We start from the raw sequence: 16,767 nt of genomic DNA on the forward strand, positions 1-16,767 counted from the left end.
GGGTGGTGCCACCCCGCATTCTTGACGGCGTCAAGGCCTTGTGTCACTCAAGAGCTGGGATCGATCTCCCGCAGGAGCCCGGTGTGCACATCGAAGACGAAGCCTCGCACATCGTCCTTGTGAGGCAGGAACGGGTTGGTGCGGACCCGCTGCATGGACTGGCGGACGTCCTGGTCCACGTCCCGGAAGGCCTCGACGGCCCAGGCGGGGCGCTGACCGACCTCGTCCTCCAGCTCGTGCCGGAAGTCCTCGGTCAGGTTCTCCAGACCACAGCCGGTGTGGTGGATGAGTATCACCGCGCGGGTGCCCAGCGCCCGCTGGCTGATGGTGAGGGAGCGGATCGTGTCGTCCGTGACCACGCCGCCCGCGTTGCGGATCGTGTGACAGTCGCCGAGCTCCAGGCCGAGGGCCTTGTGCAGGTCGAGCCGGGCGTCCATACAGGCCACGACGGCCACCTGCAGGACGGGCCGGGCATCCATGCCGGGATCGGAGAACTGGTCCGCGTAGCGTTGATTCGCCTCGACCAGCCGGTCGGTGACGGATCCGCCGACGGATGCCTCGGGCGCGGACTCGGCAGGCAGGGATGCGGAAGTCGTCATGGGTATGACGTTAGTGGTCACCGCTGGTTATGGCCTCGCGTGAGAGCGGACAAAGAACGTCAACGCGGCTTGTTGTGAGCTAACCCACAGGGGTGGGGGTGAGGCCGCCGTCCGGGTGATTCGCGGCATTTGCCGGTTCGCTCCGAGAGCCGCGCACGCCGCGCGGGGCGGTTCGTTGACCGCGGCGACCGTTGCACTAAAGTGACGCGAACCGGCCGGAGCCCGGCCCTGACCGGCCGCCCGGCCCCCGATGAACACTCCGCGTGCGCGGCGCGTACGTACGGCCCGGCCCTCTCCCGCTCACCGGCCGGCCGGCGCCACCATCCCCGGCGCCGGTCGCGGATGCGGGGACCCGGTGGTGCGTACGCCTGCCGCGCCGTTATCTGAGAGGGCGCTTTGAGTAGCGAGTCCCGACATGTCCCGGTGATGCTCCAGCGGTGCCTGGACCTGTTGGCCCCGGCGCTGGAGAGGCCCGGGGCCGTCGTCGTCGACTGCACCCTCGGCCTCGGCGGCCACAGCGAGGCCCTGCTGACCCGGTTCCCCGAGGCCCACCTGATCGGCCTCGACCGCGACAAGGAGGCCCTGCGGCTCTCCGGGGAGCGGCTCGCCCCCTTCGGCGACCGGGCCACCCTCGTCCACGCGATCTACGCCGACCTCGCCGAGGTCCTCGACGGGCTGGGCATCCCGGCCGTCCAGGGCATCCTCTTCGACCTGGGCGTCTCCTCGATGCAGCTGGACGAGGCCGACCGCGGGTTCGCGTACGCCCAGGACGCGCCGCTGGACATGCGCATGGACCAGACGACGGGCATCAGCGCCGCCGAGGTCCTCAACAGCTACGCACCCGGCGAGCTGGTCCGGATCCTGCGCCAGTACGGCGAGGAGAAGCAGGCCAAGCGGATCGTGTCCGCGGTCGTCCGGGCGAGGGACAAGGAGCCCTTCACCAACAGCGCCCGGCTGGTCGAGCTGATCCGCGACTCCCTGCCGCAGGCCGCCAAGCGGACCGGAGGCAACCCGGCGAAGCGCACCTTCCAGGCGCTGCGGATCGAGGTCAACGGGGAGCTGTCGGGCCTGGAGCGGGCCATTCCGGCAGCGGTGGACCGGATCGCGGTCGGCGGCCGGATCGCGGTGCTCTCGTACCACTCGCTGGAGGACCGCCTGGTCAAGCAGGTCTTCGCGGCCGGTGCGACCTCCACGGCCCCGCCCGGCCTGCCGGTGGTCCCGGAGAAGTACCAGCCGAAGCTGAAACTGCTCACGCGCGGTGCCGAACTGCCGACCGAGGAGGAGATCGCCGAGAACCGGCGGGCCGCCCCGGCGAGGTTCCGCGGGGTCGAACGCATCCGGGAGGCGCGACTGTGACCAAGGCCGGGAAGGTCGCCACGCTGACCCGCGGGCAGGCGGCCCGCCTCGGCCGGGCGCTCGGCGGCCGCCCGGCCCGCCCGCGTTCCGGGGGGCAGGCGGCCCGCATGCCGTTCGTCCTGCTGGTCGTGGCCCTGCTCGGCGGCGGACTGATCAGCCTGCTGCTGCTGAACTCGGCGCTGAACGAGGGCTCCTTCCAGCTGAGCAAGCTGAAGAAGGAGACCACCGCCCTCACCGACGAGGAGCAGGCGCTGCAGCGCGACGTGGACGCCCACTCGGCGCCCGACGCGCTCCAGCGCCGGGCGCACGAGCTGGGCCTGGTCCCCGGCGGCAGCCCGGTCTTCATCGGCCCGGACGGCAAGATCGCCGGCAGCGCCGCACCGGCCGAGGCCCCGCCGTCGCCGACCCCGAGCCCCCCGGCCGCCGCACCGCCGGCCGGACCCTCGGGCGCACCCGCGGCGTCGGCATCGGCCCCGGCCTCCGCCCCGGGCCAGCCGGCGCCCGCCGCCGCGCCCCCCGCGGCCAGTGGTCCCCCGCAGCCCAACCAGCCCCCCGGAAGGTGACGCCGTGATCCACCGTTCCCATCCAGACCCTCCGGCGTTCGAGGAGCGGGGTTCGGGGCGGAGCCCCGGCGCTGCCCCGGCGGTGGCCGCGTGAGCCCCCAGGAGCCGCCCCGGCGGCGGGTACCCGGACCGGCCAGGCCGTCCCGGCCCGGCGACCGGGCCCGGGCGGGTGCCCGCCCGTCCTCGCGCCCGGCGACCCGGAGACCCGCGGGCTCCCGTACCCCGCACACGATCCGGCTCGGCAGCCCGAAGCCCCGGCTGCGCCTGGTCGGCGTCGGCCTGACCCTCGTGATGCTCGCCTTCGTGGTCCGGCTGCTCCAGGTCCAGGCCGTCGACGCCTCGGCGTTCTCCGCCGAGGCCTCCAAGAACCGGTACACCAGCGTCAAACTGGCCGCCGAGCGCGGTGAGATCACCGACCGCAAGGGCGTGGCGCTGGCCACCAGCGTGGACGCGTACGACATCACCGCCGACCCGAAGATGTTCACCCCGCAGGACAGCAAGGCCCCGGACGCCCCCCAGCAGGCCGCCGCCCTCCTCGCACCCATCCTCGGCAAGGACGCCGCGGAGCTCACCAAGCGGCTGAGCACCAAGAACTCCCGGTACGTCGTCCTCGCCCAGCGCCAGACCCCCCAGGTCTGGAACCAGATCAAGGACCTCAAGCGGGTCTTCGCGGAGAAGGCGGCCGCCGACAGGCGCAGCAACGGCCCCGGCGCCAACGTCCTCGCCGGCGTGTTCAAGGAGGACAGCAGCAAGCGCGTGTACCCGAACGGCGACCTCGCCGCCGGGATACTGGGTTACGTCAACGCCGACGGCAAGGGCGGCGGCGGCCTGGAGTCCTCCCTCGACAAGAAGCTGTCCGGCAAGGACGGTGAGATCACCTACGCCCAGTCCGGCGGCCGGCAGGTCCCCACCGCCGGCTCCGACGGCAAGCCCGCCGTCCCCGGCGACGACATCGAGCTGACCATCGACCGGGACATCCAGTGGGCGGCGCAGAGCGCCATCGCCGAGCAGGTCCAGAAGTCGGAGGCCGACCGCGGATACGTCATCGTCCAGGACACCCGCACCGGCGAGGTCCTGGCCATGGCCAACGCCCCCGGCTTCGACCCCAACGACCTGACCCGGGCCCGCTCCGCGGCCATGGGCAACGCCGCGCTCCAGGACGTGTACGAGCCCGGCTCCACCGCCAAGGTGATGTCGATGGCCGCCGTGCTGGAGGAGAAGAAGGCCACCCCGCAGACCCGGGTCGAGGTCCCCAACCGACTGCACCGCGGCGACCGGCTGTTCAAGGACGACATCGACCACCCGACGTGGTACCTGACCCTCAACGGGGTGCTCGCCAAGTCCTCCAACATCGGCACCATCCTGGCCACCGGCCAGCTCGGCCCCACCCAGCCCGAGGCCAACAAGGTCCTGCACTCCTACCTGACCAAGTTCGGCATCGGCCGGCCCACCGGCCTGAACTACCCCGGCGAGTCCCGGGGCATCCTCGCCCAGCCGCAGGACTGGTCGACCTCGCAGCAGTACACGATCCCCTTCGGCCAGGGGCTCTCCCTCAACGCCATGCAGGCGGCCTCCGTGTACTCGACCATCGCCAACGGCGGGATGCGCATCGAGCCGACGCTGGTGCGCCGGACCAAGGGCCCCGACGGCCGCTTCACCCCGGCCGCGGCACCCGAGCAGACCCGCGTGGTCAGCCCGGAAACCGCCAAGACCCTCGCCGAGATGCTCGAATCCGTGGTCGACGACCAGGAGGGCACCGGCACCAAGGCCCGCATCCCCGGCTACCGGGTCGGCGGCAAGACCGGCACTTCCAACCGGGTGGATCCGGCCACCGGCCGCTACAAGGGCTACACCGCCTCGTTCGCCGGATTCGCACCCGCGGACCAGCCGCGCATCACCGTCTACTGCGCCATCCAGAACCCCACGAAGGGCAGCTACTTCGGCGGCCAGATCTGCGGCCCCATCTACAAGAAGGTCATGGAGTTCGCGCTCAAGACCCTCCAGGTGGCCCCCACGGGAACCGCACCCGCCGGGCTTCCCGTCACCTACGACGCCGCCCCGCAGCCCGCCCCGCAGCCCAGTCCGCAGCCCGGCCAGTGACCCACAGCCCGGCCGGCCCGCCAGAAAAGCGTGAGGCACCATCAGTGACAACGATCACCCCGAAACCCGGGAACCGGACGACCCCCGAAGCCGAGGCCGGGGCCTCACTTAGCGGGCGGCCCGCCGCGCCCGGTACGCTCACCGCCGTGCCCCACGCTGATCAGCCCAGAACCGCCCAGAAAGTCCCGGCAACGCCGCCGGGAGCGCCCCGGCCCGCGTCCGCCAGCCCGAGCCCGCTGGGCGAGCTGGCCTCCCTGCTGGGCATCCCCGCGCCCGGCGCGGCGCAGATCACCGGCATCACGCACGACTCCCGTGCGGTGCGCCCCGGTGACCTGTACGCGGCCCTGCCGGGAGCCAGGACGCACGGCGCCGACTTCGCCGCCCAGGCGGCCGGCCTCGGCGCCGCCGCCGTGCTGACCGACCCCGCGGGGTCGGAGCGCGCCGCGGCGACCGGCCTGCCGGTCCTGACCGTGGACGACCCGCGCGGCCGGATGGGAGAGCTCGCCGCCGCGATCTACGGGCGCCCCGGCGAGGACCTGCTCCAGATCGGCATCACCGGCACCTCCGGCAAGACCACCACGGCGTACCTCGTCGAGGGCGGTCTGCGCGCGGCGGGCCGCAGCACCGGACTGGTCGGCACCGTCGAGATGCGCATCGGCGACGAGCGCATCAAGTCCGAGCGGACCACCCCCGAGGCCACCGACCTCCAGGCCCTCTTCGCGGTCATGCGCGAACGCGGGGTCGAGGCCGTGGCCATGGAGGTGTCCAGCCACGCGCTGGTGCTCGGCCGGGTCGACGGCTGCGTCTTCGACGTCGCTGTCTTCAACAACCTGAGCCCCGAGCACATGGAGTTCCACTCCGACATGGAGGACTACTTCCAGGCCAAGGCGGGGCTGTTCACGGCCCGCCGGGCCCGCCTGGGAGTGCTCAACCTCGACGACGAGTACGGCCGCCGCCTGGCCAAGGAGGCGACGATCCCGGTCGTCACCTTCTCCGCCGCGGGCGACCCGGCCGCCGACTGGCGCGCCGAGGACGTGGTCTTCGGACCCGCGAGCTCCACGCTGACCCTGGCGGGCCCCGAAGGACAGCGCGTACGGGCCACCGCCCCGCTGCCCGGCCCGTTCAACGTCGCCAACACCGTCGCCGCGATCGTCACGCTCGCCGCCGCCGGCCTCGACCCGCAGACCGCCGCCGACGGCGTCGCCGCGGTCCCCGGGGTCCCCGGCCGGCTGGAGCGGGTGGACGCGGGACAGCCGTACCTCGCCGTCGTCGACTACGCGCACAAGACGGACGCCGTGGAATCGGTGCTGCGCGCGCTGCGCGAGGTCACCGAGGGCAAGCTGCACATCGTGCTCGGCTGCGGCGGCGACCGCGACACCACCAAGCGCGGCCCGATGGGCGCCGCGGCCGCGCGGTTCGCCGACGTGGCCGTCCTGACCTCCGACAACCCGCGCTCCGAGGACCCGCTCGCGATCCTCGCCGCGATGTTCGAGGGCGCCGTGTCCGTACCGGCCGCCGAGCGGGGCACCGTCCTGGTCGACGCGGACCGGGCCGCGGCCATCGCGGCCGCCGTCGCCCGCGCACAGCCCGGTGACACCGTGCTGGTGGCCGGCAAGGGCCACGAGCAGGGCCAGGACACCGCCGGTGTCGTCCGCCCCTTCGACGACCGCACGGTGCTCCGTGCCGCGATCGAGCGCCAGGCCGTGCTCGATCGGAAGACTCAGGTCCGACAGGCCGAGGTGAACCAGTGATCGCCCTTTCCCTCGCCGAGATCGCCGACATCACCGGCGGGCGGCCCCACGACATACCGGATCCGTCCGTCCAGGTCACCGGTCCCGTGGTCTACGACTCCCGCGAGGTCCGGCCGGGCAGCCTGTTCGCCGCCTTCGTCGGCGAACGGGTCGACGGCCACGACTTCGCCGAACGCGCCGTGTCCGAGGGCGCCGTGGGCGTCCTGGCGACCCGGCCCGTCGGCGTACCGGCCATCGTCGTCCCCGACGTGGTGGCCGCCCTCGGAGCGCTCGCCCGGGCCGTGGTCACTCGCCTGGGCACCGACGTCGTGGCCCTCACCGGGTCCGCCGGCAAGACCTCCACCAAGGACCTCATCGCGCAGGTGCTCCAGCACCACGCGCCGACCGTGTGGACCCCCGGGAACCTCAACAACGAGATCGGCCTGCCGATCACGACGCTGCGCGTCACCGAGGAAACCCAGCACCTGGTCCTGGAGATGGGCGCCCGCGGCATCGGCCACATCCGCTACCTCACCGGACTGACGCCCCCGCGGATCGGTCTGGTCCTCAACGTCGGCACCGCCCACATCGGCGAGTTCGGCGGCGTCAAGCAGATCGCGCAGGCCAAGGGGGAGCTGGTCGAGGCCCTGCCGGCCGAGGCGGAGGGCGGCGTCGCCGTCCTCAACGCCGACGACCTGCTGGTTCGCGAGATGGCCGCGCGCACGAAGGCTCGTACCGTCCTGTTCGGAGAGGCCGAGGACGCCGAAATCCGGGCCACCGAAGTCCGTATGACGGACAGGGGACAGGCTTCCTTCACACTGCACACACCGACCGGGTGCAGTGACGTGACCTTGCGGCTGTACGGTGAGCACCACGTGTCGAACGCGCTCGCCGCGGCCGCCGTCGCCCATGTCCTGGGCATGTCCGCGCAGGAGATCGCCACGGCGCTCTCCGGGGCGGGCACGCTGTCCCGGTGGCGGATGGAGGTCACCGAACGGGCGGACGGTGTGACGATCGTCAACGACGCCTACAACGCGAACCCCGAGTCCATGCGGGCCGCACTGCGCGCGCTCGCCGCGATGGGCGGTGCCCGCAGGGCGAACGGGGGACGCACGTGGGCGGTGCTCGGCCCGATGGCCGAGCTCGGAGACGACGCGCTCGCCGAGCACGACGCGGTCGGACGACTTGTCGTCCGGCTCAACGTGAGCAAGCTCGTCGCGGTCGGGGGCAGGGAAGCCTCCTGGCTGCAACTGGGCGCATATAACGAGGGTTCGTGGGGTGAGGAGTCGGTGCTCGTGTCCGACGCACAGGCGGCGGTCGACCTGTTGCGCAGTGAACTGCGCCCGGGTGACGTCGTGCTGGTGAAGGCGTCCAGGTCGGCCGGTCTGGAGCGGGTGGCCCAAGGGCTGCTCGACAGCACTGTCGAGGGCGAGGTCGCCGACCGATGAGGCAGATCCTGTTCGCCGGCGTCATCGGCCTGTTCCTGACGCTCATCGGTACGCCGCTGCTGATCAAGCTCCTGGCCCGCAAGGGCTACGGCCAGTTCATCCGCGACGACGGCCCCCGCGGCCACGCCGGGAAGAAGGGCACGCCCACCATGGGCGGTATCTCCTTCATCCTGGCGACGCTGATCGCGTACGCACTGACGAAGATCCTCACCGGCAGCGAACCGAGTTTTTCGGGCCTGCTCGTCCTGTTCCTGATGGCGGGCATGGGCATCGTCGGGTACCTGGACGACTACATCAAGATCGTCAAGAGGCGTTCGCTGGGCCTGCGGGCCAAGGCGAAGATGTCAGGCCAGCTGATCGTCGGTATCGCCTTCGCGGTGCTGGCGCTCCAGTTCAAGGACTCGCGCGGGCTCACCCCCGCCTCCACCAGGCTGTCCTTCGTCACGGACTTCGGCTGGTCGATCGGCCCGGTGCTGTTCGTGGCCTGGGCGCTGTTCATGATCCTGGCGATGTCCAACGGCGTGAACCTCACCGACGGTCTGGACGGTCTCGCGACCGGCGCCGCCGTGATGGTCTTCGGCGCCTACACCTTCATCGGCGTCTGGCAGTTCCAGGAGTCCTGCGCCTTCGCGGCCGACCTGACGAACCCGAACGCCTGCTTCGAGGTACGCGATCCACTCGACCTCGCCGTGGTGGCCTCCGCCCTCATGGGCGCTTGCTTCGGCTTCCTGTGGTGGAACACCTCGCCCGCCAAGATCTTCATGGGTGACACCGGCTCGCTCGCCCTCGGCGGCGCGCTCGCGGGCCTCGCCATCTGCTCCCGCACGGAGTTCCTGATGGCGCTCCTCGGCGGCCTCTTCGTGCTCATCACGATGTCGGTCGTCATCCAGGTCGGCTCCTTCAAGATGACCGGCAAGCGCGTCTTCCGTATGGCCCCGCTCCAGCACCACTTCGAACTCAAGGGCTGGTCCGAGGTCCTCGTCGTGGTCCGCTTCTGGATCATCCAGGGCATGTGCGTGATCGTGGGTCTCGGTCTCTTCTACGCGGGATGGGCAGCCGACAAGTGACGTCCTGGCAGGACAAGAACATCACCGTCGCCGGTCTCGGCGTGAGCGGCATCAGTGCCGCCCGCGCCCTGGCCGGCCTCGGTGCGGTGGTGACCGTCGTCGACGGCGGCGACAGCGAGGGCCACCGGGCCAGCGCCGCCGAACTGGGCGAGCTGGGCATCACCGTGCGTCTCGGGGACGCGCAGACCCTGCCCGAGGGCACCGAACTGGTCGTCACCTCGCCCGGCTGGAAGCCCGACAGCCCGCTGTTCGAGGCCGCCGCCGCGGTCGGTGTGGACGTGGTCGGCGACGTGGAGATCGCCTGGCTGCTGCGCGAGGTGGGCCAGGAGCGCCGGGCCGGCGCGGCCGGTGGAGCCCCGAGGGCCGCCGCGCCCTGGCTCGCCATCACCGGCACCAACGGCAAGACCACCACCACACAGATGCTGGCATCGATCCTGAAGGCCGCGGGCCTACGCACCGCCGCCGTCGGCAACATCGGCACCCCCATCATCGACGTGGTGCTCGGCGAGCAGGAGTACGACGTGCTCGCCGTCGAACTCTCCAGCTATCAGCTGCACTGGGCGCCCTCGCTGCGCGTCCACTCGGCGGCCGTGCTCAATCTGGCCCCGGACCACCTCGACTGGCACGGCTCGATGGAGGCGTACGCCGCCGACAAGGGCCGGATCTACGAGGGCAACACGATCGCCTGCGTCTACAACGTCGCCGACCCGGCCACCGAGGGCCTGGTCATGGAGGCCGACGTCGAGGAGGGCTGCCGGGCCATCGGCTTCACCCTCGGCGCCCCCGGCCCCTCCATGCTCGGCGTCGTCGACGGCATCCTCGTCGACCGGGCCTTCGTGGAGAACCGGCAGAAGAACGCCCAGGAACTCGCCGAGGTCAAGGACGTCAACCCGCCGGCCCCGCACAACATCGCCAACGCGCTCGCCGCGGCGGCCCTGGCCCGCGCCTTCGGTGTGGAGCCCCGCGCGGTCCGTGACGGGCTGCGCGACTTCCGCCCGGACGCCCACCGCGTCGCGTACGTGGACGAGGTCGCCTCGGTCACCTACATCGACGACTCCAAGGCCACCAACACGCACGCGGCCGAGGCCTCGCTCGCGGCCTTCGAGCCGGTCGTCTGGATCGCTGGAGGCCTCGCCAAGGGCGCGACCTTCGACGAGCTCGTGCAGAAGTCCGCGAAGCGGCTGCGGGGGGCGGTGCTGATCGGCGCCGACCGGGCGCTCATCGCCGAGGCGCTGGCGCGACACGCCCCCGAGGTCCCGGTCGTCGACCTCGACCGGACCGACACTGGGGCGATGCTCGCAGCGGTACGGGAAGCCGCCGCGCTCGCCGAGCCCGGCGACACGGTCCTGCTGGCACCTGCCTGTGCCTCGATGGACATGTTCGCGAACTACAACAAGCGTGGGGACGCATTCGCCGACGCGGTGCGCGAACTGGCCGCCGAGAACGCTGCGGACACGGCCTAGGCCGGGGGCTCCGGGACAGCTTCCCTCCGGCCGGCTGCTCGCCTCGTACGAGTGGAGGGGAAGATCACAGATGCCGGCCAAGCAGATGCTGCCGGGGCGGCGGCCGTCCGCCGTGAAGGCGCAGGGCCGCAAACGCCCCGCGGTGCGTTCGAAGCGGCCCGCCGGGCGCGGGCCGCTGATCCGGTTGCGGCGTACGCAGCAGCAGGTCCAGAAGGCCTGGGACCGTCCGCTCACTGCCTATTACCTGATTTTCGGCAGTTCGCTGCTCATCACCGTGCTCGGTCTGGTGATGGTGTACTCGGCGTCGATGATCAAGGCCCTCCAGCTCGGCCTCGGCGACGCGTACTTCTTCAAGAAGCAGTTCCTGGCCGCCCTCATCGGCGGCGTACTCCTGCTGGTCGCCTCCCGGATGCCGGTCAAACTGCACCGCGCCCTGTCGTATCCGGTGCTCGCCGGCACGCTGTTCCTGATGGTCCTGGTCCAGGTCCCGGGGATAGGCGTCTCGATCAACGGCAACCAGAATTGGATCTCCCTTGGTGGTCCGTTCATGTTGCAGCCCAGTGAATTCGGCAAACTGGCGCTGATCCTGTGGGGCGCCGACCTGCTGGCACGCAAGGGTGACAAGGAGCTGCTGAGCCAGTGGAAGCACCTGCTGGTGCCGCTGGTCCCGGTGGCCTTCCTGCTGCTCGGGCTGATCATGCTCGGCGGGGACATGGGCACCGCGATGATCCTCGGCGCCATCCTGTTCGGTCTGCTCTGGCTGGCCGGCGCACCGACCCGGATGTTCGTCGGGGTGCTCGCCTTCGCGGGTGCGATCGTCGCACTGCTCATCAAGACGAGCCCGCACCGGATGGACCGGCTGGAATGCCTCGGCGCGACAGAACCGGGCAAGAACGACCTTTGCTGGCAGGCCGTTCACGGGATCTACGCCCTCGCATCGGGCGGCTGGTTCGGTTCCGGCCTGGGTGCAAGTGTGGAAAAATGGGGGCAACTACCCGAAGCCCACACCGACTTCATCTTCGCCATTACCGGCGAGGAACTGGGTCTGGCGGGGACGCTGTCGGTGCTCGCCCTGTTCGCGGCTCTAGGCTATGCGGGTATCCGCGTGGCCGGACGCACGGAGGATTCCTTCGTACGGTTTGCCGCGGGAGGCGTGACCACCTGGATCACGGCCCAGGCCGTGATCAACATCGGTGCGGTGCTCGGCCTGCTGCCGATCGCCGGAGTCCCGCTCCCGCTGTTCTCCTACGGAGGGTCAGCCCTGCTGCCGACCATGTTCGCGGTCGGACTGCTCATCGCCTTCGCGCGGGAGGAGCCGGCGGCGCGCGCGGCCCTCGCGATGCGGCAGCCGAAGACCGGCTGGCGGCGGACCGGGGTGAGATGGAAATCGATGAGACGGCGCATCAAGAAGCGTCCGTCCGGAGAGCGGTGAATTTCGGTGCATGTCGTACTCGCCGGTGGGGGGACCGCCGGCCACATCGAGCCGGCGCTCGCCCTCGCGGACGCCCTGCGCAGGCAGGACCCTTCAGTGGGCATCACCGCCCTCGGCACGGAGCGCGGACTTGAGACCCGCCTGGTGCCGGAACGCGGGTACGAGCTGGGACTGATCCCCGCCGTGCCCCTGCCCCGCAAGCCCACCCCGGAACTGATCACCGTGCCGGGACGGCTGCGCGGCACCATCAAGGCCGCGGAGGAGATCCTCCTGCGGACCAAGGCCGACTGCGTCGTCGGCTTCGGCGGCTACGTGGCCCTGCCCGGCTACCTCGCGGCCAAGCGGCTCGGGGTGCCGATCATCGTCCACGAGGCCAACGCGCGGCCCGGACTGGCCAACAAGATCGGCTCCCGGTACGCGCACGCCGTCGCGGTCTCCACCCCCGACAGCAAGCTCCGCGGGGCCCGCTACGTGGGCATCCCGCTGCGCCGCTCGATCTCCACCCTCGACCGGGCCGCGGTCCGACCGGAGGCGCGCGCCGCCTTCGGCCTGGACCCCAACCTGCCCACGCTGCTGGTCTCCGGCGGCTCGCAGGGCGCCCGCCGCCTCAACGAGACGATCCAGCAGGTCGCGCCGACCCTCCAGCGCTCCGGGATCCAGATCCTGCACGCCGTCGGGCCGAAGAACGAACTGCCGCGTGTCGACAACATGCCCGGGATGCCGCCGTATGTGCCGGTACCGTACGTGGACCGGATGGATCTCGCGTACGCCGCCGCCGACATGATGCTGTGCCGCGCGGGTGCGATGACCGTCGCCGAACTCTCCGCCGTGGGGCTTCCCGCCGCCTACGTCCCGTTGCCGATCGGCAACGGTGAACAGCGGCTCAACGCCCAGCCGGTGGTCAAGGCCGGCGGCGGCCTGCTCGTGGACGACGCGGAGCTGACGCCCGAGTGGGTGCTCAGCCAGGTCCTCCCGGTGCTGTCCGACCCGCACCGCCTCTACGAGATGTCCCGCGCCGCCGGTGAGTTCGGCCGCCGGGACGCCGACGAGCTCCTGGTCGGCATGGTCTACGAGGCGATCGCGGCCCACAGGTCCCGCTGAGGCGGGTAGCGCAGACCAGGAGGCACAGGAGTGGCCGGAGGGACGACCGCACAGCGCGGAACACCGTTTTCTGATCGGTCCGGCCCGTCCGCCCGCAAGGGCGCCGGCGCTCCCAAGCCACCCAGGGCTCCGAAGCCGCCCAGGGCCCCGAAGCGCCCCAAGGCGCCCAAGGGCCCGGAGGGCGCCGAGTCGGTGAAGAGGTCCGGCCCCGGAGGCCCCGGCGCACGCCTGCGCCGGGGCCCCGTGCTGGCCTCCCTGGCCGCCGCGGTGCTCCTGGTGGCCGGCGGCGCCTGGGTGCTCTACGGCTCCTCCTGGCTCCGCGTGGAGAAGGTCTCCGCCACCGGCATGGACGTGCTCACCTCCGAGCAGGTCCTCGGCGCCGCCGCCGTGCCCGTCGGCGCGCCCCTGGTGAACGTCGATACCGACGAGATCGAGGCGCGGGTCCGCGGCCGGCTGCCCCGCATCGATTCGGTCGATGTGGTGCGAGCCTGGCCGCACGGGATCGGTCTGAAAGTGACGGAACGCAAACCCGTCCTGCTCATCAAAAAGGACTCCGACTTCGTTGAAGTGGACGCATCGGGTGTGCGATTCGACACGGTTGCGAAAGCACCCGCGGGTGTTCCGGTCCTGGAATTGAACGCCGGTCGATCGCCGAGTGCCCGACGCTTCGACGAGGAACGGCTGCTGCACGAGGCCGTACTCGTCGCGGGCGCCCTCCCGGCGCCGATCGCCAAGGAAACCGTGCAGGTCAAGGTCGGTTCCTACGATTCGGTCGTCCTGGAGCTGACCGGCGGCCGGTCGGTGACGTGGGGGAGCGGCGAACAGAGTGACGCGAAGGGGCGCGCACTGAACGCTTTGTTGAAAGCCGCGCCCAAGGCCGGTCACTTCGACGTGAGTGTCCCCACCGCCCCTGCTGCGTCCGGGAGTTGACGTCCGGTCCAACAGCGGCACACCCTGGTTGGCCAGCGATACGGGTGATCACATAGGGTGAAAAGAAAAACGGGAGGTTCGGCGTGTTCGTTGAACACGCGCTACTTGTCGACTTAGTGTCCTGTTCGGAAGAGTCCGAGGAACAGGCACACCCCTAACCCTAAACTTCAGGGTGAGGGTTCGGGTCGGCGCGTTCGGACCGTCCCTATTTCGGCATCAGTCGTCGCAACGCAGGCCCGCGAGGCGGCGACACGTAACTCGAGGCGAGAGGCCTTCGACGTGGCAGCACCGCAGAACTACCTCGCAGTCATCAAGGTCATCGGTGTCGGCGGCGGTGGTGTCAATGCCATCAACCGAATGATCGAGGTCGGTCTCAAGGGCGTCGAGTTCATCGCCATCAACACGGACGCCCAGGCGCTGTTGATGAGCGACGCCGACGTCAAGCTCGACGTCGGCCGTGAACTCACCCGTGGCCTCGGCGCCGGCGCCAACCCGGCCGTCGGTCGCAAGGCGGCAGAGGACCACCGCGAGGAGATCGAGGAGGTCCTCAAGGGGGCCGACATGGTCTTCGTCACCGCAGGTGAAGGCGGCGGCACCGGCACCGGCGGCGCACCTGTCGTCGCCAACATCGCGCGCTCGCTGGGCGCCCTGACGATCGGTGTGGTCACCCGGCCGTTCACCTTCGAGGGCCGGCGCCGCGCGAACCAGGCGGAGGACGGCATCGCCGAGCTCCGCGAAGAGGTCGACACCCTCATCGTCATCCCCAACGACCGACTGCTGTCCATCTCGGACCGCCAGGTCAGCGTGCTGGACGCCTTCAAGTCGGCCGACCAGGTCCTGCTCTCCGGAGTCCAGGGCATCACCGACCTCATCACCACCCCGGGTCTGATCAACCTCGACTTCGCCGACGTCAAGTCCGTGATGTCCGAGGCGGGCTCGGCCCTGATGGGGATCGGCTCGGCCCGCGGCGACGACCGCGCGGTGGCCGCCGCCGAGATGGCGATCTCCTCGCCGCTGCTGGAGGCGTCCATCGACGGCGCCCGCGGTGTGCTGCTCTCCATCTCCGGTGGCTCGGACCTCGGTCTCTTCGAGATCAACGAGGCCGCGCAGCTGGTCAGCGAGGCCGCGCACCCCGAGGCGAACATCATCTTCGGCGCCGTCATCGACGACGCGCTCGGCGACGAGGTACGGGTCACCGTCATCGCGGCCGGGTTCGACGGCGGACAGCCCCCGGCCCGCCGGGACAACGTCATCGGCGCCGCGTCCACCAAGCGCGACGAGCCGGCCCCGGCTCCGGTCCGCGCCGCCGAGCCGGCCCGCCCGGCCTTCGGCGGACTCGGCTCGGTCACCCCCCGCGAGGAGCCCCCGGCTCCCGTCGAGGCGGCTCCGGTCGAGATCCAGGCCCCCGCGCCGCAGGTCCCCACGGCCCGCCCGTACCAGGACAGCCCGGCCGAAGAGCTGGATGTCCCGGACTTCTTGAAGTGACACCAGAGCAGCACCACGTGGGCGGCGCCCACTTCGCCTTCACCGACCGGTGGGGCGGAGTGAGCGCCGTTCCGTACGAGGAGCTCAATCTCGGCGGCGCGGTCGGAGACGACCCGGCCGCCGTTCTCGCGAACCGGGCGGTGGCGGCGCGGTCCCTGGGGCTGGCGCCGGACCGGGTGGTCTGGATGAACCAGGTCCACGGCCGGGACGTGGCGGTGGTGGACGGGCCCTGGGGCCCGGACGAGCAGGTCCCCGCGGTGGACGCGGTGGTGACCGCCCGCCGGGGACTCGCCCTCGCGGTACTGACCGCCGACTGCACGCCCGTCCTGCTGGCGGACCCCGTCGCCGGGGTCGCGGCGGCCGCCCACGCGGGTCGGCCGGGACTGGTCGCCGGGGTGGTGCCCGCCGCGGTGGAGGCGATGGTCGCCCTCGGTGCGGAGCCCGGGCGGATCGTGGCCCGTACGGGACCCGCGGTCTGCGGCCACTGCTACGAGGTGCCGGCCGAGATGCGGGACGCGGTGGCCGGGGCGGTGCCCGCGGCCAGGGCCGAGACGAGCTGGGGGACGCCGGCCGTCGACGTGGTCGCCGGGGTGCACGCCCAGCTCGCGGAGGCGGGGGTGGTGAACGGCGGCCGCTCGACGGTCTGCACACTGGAGTCGCGGGACCACTTCTCGTACCGTCGAGACCGGGTGACCGGCCGGCTTGCGGGATATGTCTGGTTGACGGAGCTTTCCCGGGGGGAGACCCCCGGACCCCCGGGGGAAAAGAAGAATGACGGACCGTAGGTCGGAGCTCGCCGAGAACCTGGCGCGGGTGGAGGAACGTATCTCGTCCGCTTGCGCGGCGGCGGGGCGGGCGCGGGACGAGGTGACGCTCATCGTGGTCACCAAGACCTACCCCGCGAGCGACGTACGACTGCTGGCGGACCTGGGCGTCCGTCATGTTGCGGAGAATCGGGACCAGGATGCCGCCCCCAAGGCGTCGACCTGCTCGGATCTGCCGCTCAGCTGGCACTTCGTCGGTCAGTTGCAGACGAACAAAGTCCGTTCCGTGGCGGGATACGCGCACGTGGTGCAGTCGGTCGACCGACCGAAACTCGTGACCGCCCTTTCGGCGGCCGCGGTGAACACCGGCCGGGAGCTCGGCTGCCTCGTGCAGATCGCGCTCGACGCCGAATCGGGGGAGCGCGGGGCCCGGGGAGGTGCGGCGCCGGAGCAGCTCGCGGAGCTGGCGGACCTCATTGCCGGGGCCCCCGGACTGCGTATCGCCGGCCTGATGACGGTCGCTCCGCTGTCCGGCCACTACGCGGGACGCGAACAGGCCGCTTTCGAGCGGTTGATGGAATTGTCATCCCGCATGCGCGTGGACCATCCGGCTGCCACGATGGTGTCGGCCGGGATGAGCGCAGACCTGGAACAGGCCGTATCGGCCGGTGCGACACATGTACGCGTCGGCACTGCGGTACTCGGCGCGAGACCCCGGCTCGGGTAACG

General features: G+C 71.3%; 14 protein-coding genes. 13 read left to right on the forward strand and 1 reads right to left on the reverse strand.

All coding sequences use genetic code 11. The annotated features are described in order from the left end of the window. Positions 1–47 precede the first annotated feature (47 nt). A complete protein-coding gene (locus tag ACIQZO_RS01630; RefSeq protein WP_403618393.1) occupies positions 48–599 on the reverse strand; it encodes a beta-class carbonic anhydrase in 552 nt (183 codons plus the stop codon). 426 nt (positions 600–1,025) lie between these two features. Between ACIQZO_RS01630 and rsmH the strand changes: the two genes are divergently transcribed. The 13 genes from rsmH to ACIQZO_RS01695 all read left to right on the forward strand — a co-directional run bounded on the left by rsmH (position 1,026) and on the right by ACIQZO_RS01695 (position 16,765). Further along, the gene (gene rsmH, locus ACIQZO_RS01635) at positions 1,026–1,955 is read left to right on the forward strand and encodes a 16S rRNA (cytosine(1402)-N(4))-methyltransferase RsmH (RefSeq protein ID WP_403618396.1); all 930 of its coding nucleotides are present in this window, start codon (positions 1,026–1,028) and stop codon (positions 1,953–1,955) included. Further along, positions 1,952–2,518, forward strand: coding sequence for a hypothetical protein (locus tag ACIQZO_RS01640; protein WP_403618400.1), 567 nt, complete (start codon positions 1,952–1,954; stop codon positions 2,516–2,518). Before rsmH ends, ACIQZO_RS01640 begins: the two co-directional genes overlap by 4 nt. Before the next feature lie 90 nt (positions 2,519–2,608). After that, positions 2,609–4,618 carry a peptidoglycan D,D-transpeptidase FtsI family protein gene (locus ACIQZO_RS01645; RefSeq protein WP_403618403.1) on the forward strand — a complete coding sequence of 670 codons (2,010 nt, stop codon included), beginning with the start codon at positions 2,609–2,611 and terminating at the stop codon, positions 4,616–4,618. Positions 4,619–4,662: 44 nt separating this feature from the next. Further along, positions 4,663–6,369, forward strand: a complete 1,707-nt coding sequence (locus ACIQZO_RS01650; RefSeq protein ID WP_403618406.1) for a UDP-N-acetylmuramoyl-L-alanyl-D-glutamate--2,6-diaminopimelate ligase — start codon at positions 4,663–4,665, stop codon at positions 6,367–6,369. Further along, complete coding sequence (gene murF, locus ACIQZO_RS01655) at positions 6,366–7,796, forward strand: UDP-N-acetylmuramoyl-tripeptide--D-alanyl-D-alanine ligase (protein WP_403618409.1); 1,431 nt, start codon at positions 6,366–6,368, stop codon at positions 7,794–7,796. Before ACIQZO_RS01650 ends, murF begins: the two co-directional genes overlap by 4 nt. Next, the gene (mraY, locus tag ACIQZO_RS01660) at positions 7,793–8,863 is read left to right on the forward strand and encodes a phospho-N-acetylmuramoyl-pentapeptide-transferase (RefSeq protein ID WP_403618412.1); all 1,071 of its coding nucleotides are present in this window, start codon (positions 7,793–7,795) and stop codon (positions 8,861–8,863) included. The genes murF and mraY overlap by 4 nt, the downstream gene beginning before the upstream one ends. Further along, entirely contained in the window at positions 8,845–10,326 is a 1,482-nt protein-coding gene (murD, locus tag ACIQZO_RS01665; protein WP_403618415.1) for a UDP-N-acetylmuramoyl-L-alanine--D-glutamate ligase, read from the forward strand. Before mraY ends, murD begins: the two co-directional genes overlap by 19 nt. Before the next feature lie 70 nt (positions 10,327–10,396). Next, the gene (gene ftsW, locus ACIQZO_RS01670; protein ID WP_403618419.1) at positions 10,397–11,758 is read left to right on the forward strand and encodes a putative lipid II flippase FtsW; all 1,362 of its coding nucleotides are present in this window, start codon (positions 10,397–10,399) and stop codon (positions 11,756–11,758) included. Positions 11,759–11,764: 6 nt separating this feature from the next. Then, the gene (gene murG / locus ACIQZO_RS01675) at positions 11,765–12,859 is read left to right on the forward strand and encodes an undecaprenyldiphospho-muramoylpentapeptide beta-N-acetylglucosaminyltransferase (RefSeq protein ID WP_030385576.1); all 1,095 of its coding nucleotides are present in this window, start codon (positions 11,765–11,767) and stop codon (positions 12,857–12,859) included. Positions 12,860–12,889: 30 nt separating this feature from the next. Next, a complete protein-coding gene (locus tag ACIQZO_RS01680; protein WP_403618422.1) occupies positions 12,890–13,789 on the forward strand; it encodes a cell division protein FtsQ/DivIB in 900 nt (299 codons plus the stop codon). Positions 13,790–14,068: 279 nt separating this feature from the next. Beyond that, complete coding sequence (gene ftsZ / locus ACIQZO_RS01685; RefSeq protein WP_403618425.1) at positions 14,069–15,274, forward strand: cell division protein FtsZ; 1,206 nt, start codon at positions 14,069–14,071, stop codon at positions 15,272–15,274. Beyond that, entirely contained in the window at positions 15,271–16,059 is a 789-nt protein-coding gene (gene pgeF / locus ACIQZO_RS01690) for a peptidoglycan editing factor PgeF (protein ID WP_403618428.1), read from the forward strand. Before ftsZ ends, pgeF begins: the two co-directional genes overlap by 4 nt. Next, complete coding sequence (locus tag ACIQZO_RS01695) at positions 16,046–16,765, forward strand: YggS family pyridoxal phosphate-dependent enzyme (RefSeq protein ID WP_403618431.1); 720 nt, start codon at positions 16,046–16,048, stop codon at positions 16,763–16,765. The genes pgeF and ACIQZO_RS01695 overlap by 14 nt, the downstream gene beginning before the upstream one ends. The last annotated feature ends 2 nt before the right edge of the window (positions 16,766–16,767 follow it).

This window comes from Streptomyces sp. NPDC097617, assembly GCF_044761485.1.
Lineage (GTDB): Bacteria > Actinomycetota > Actinomycetes > Streptomycetales > Streptomycetaceae > Streptomyces.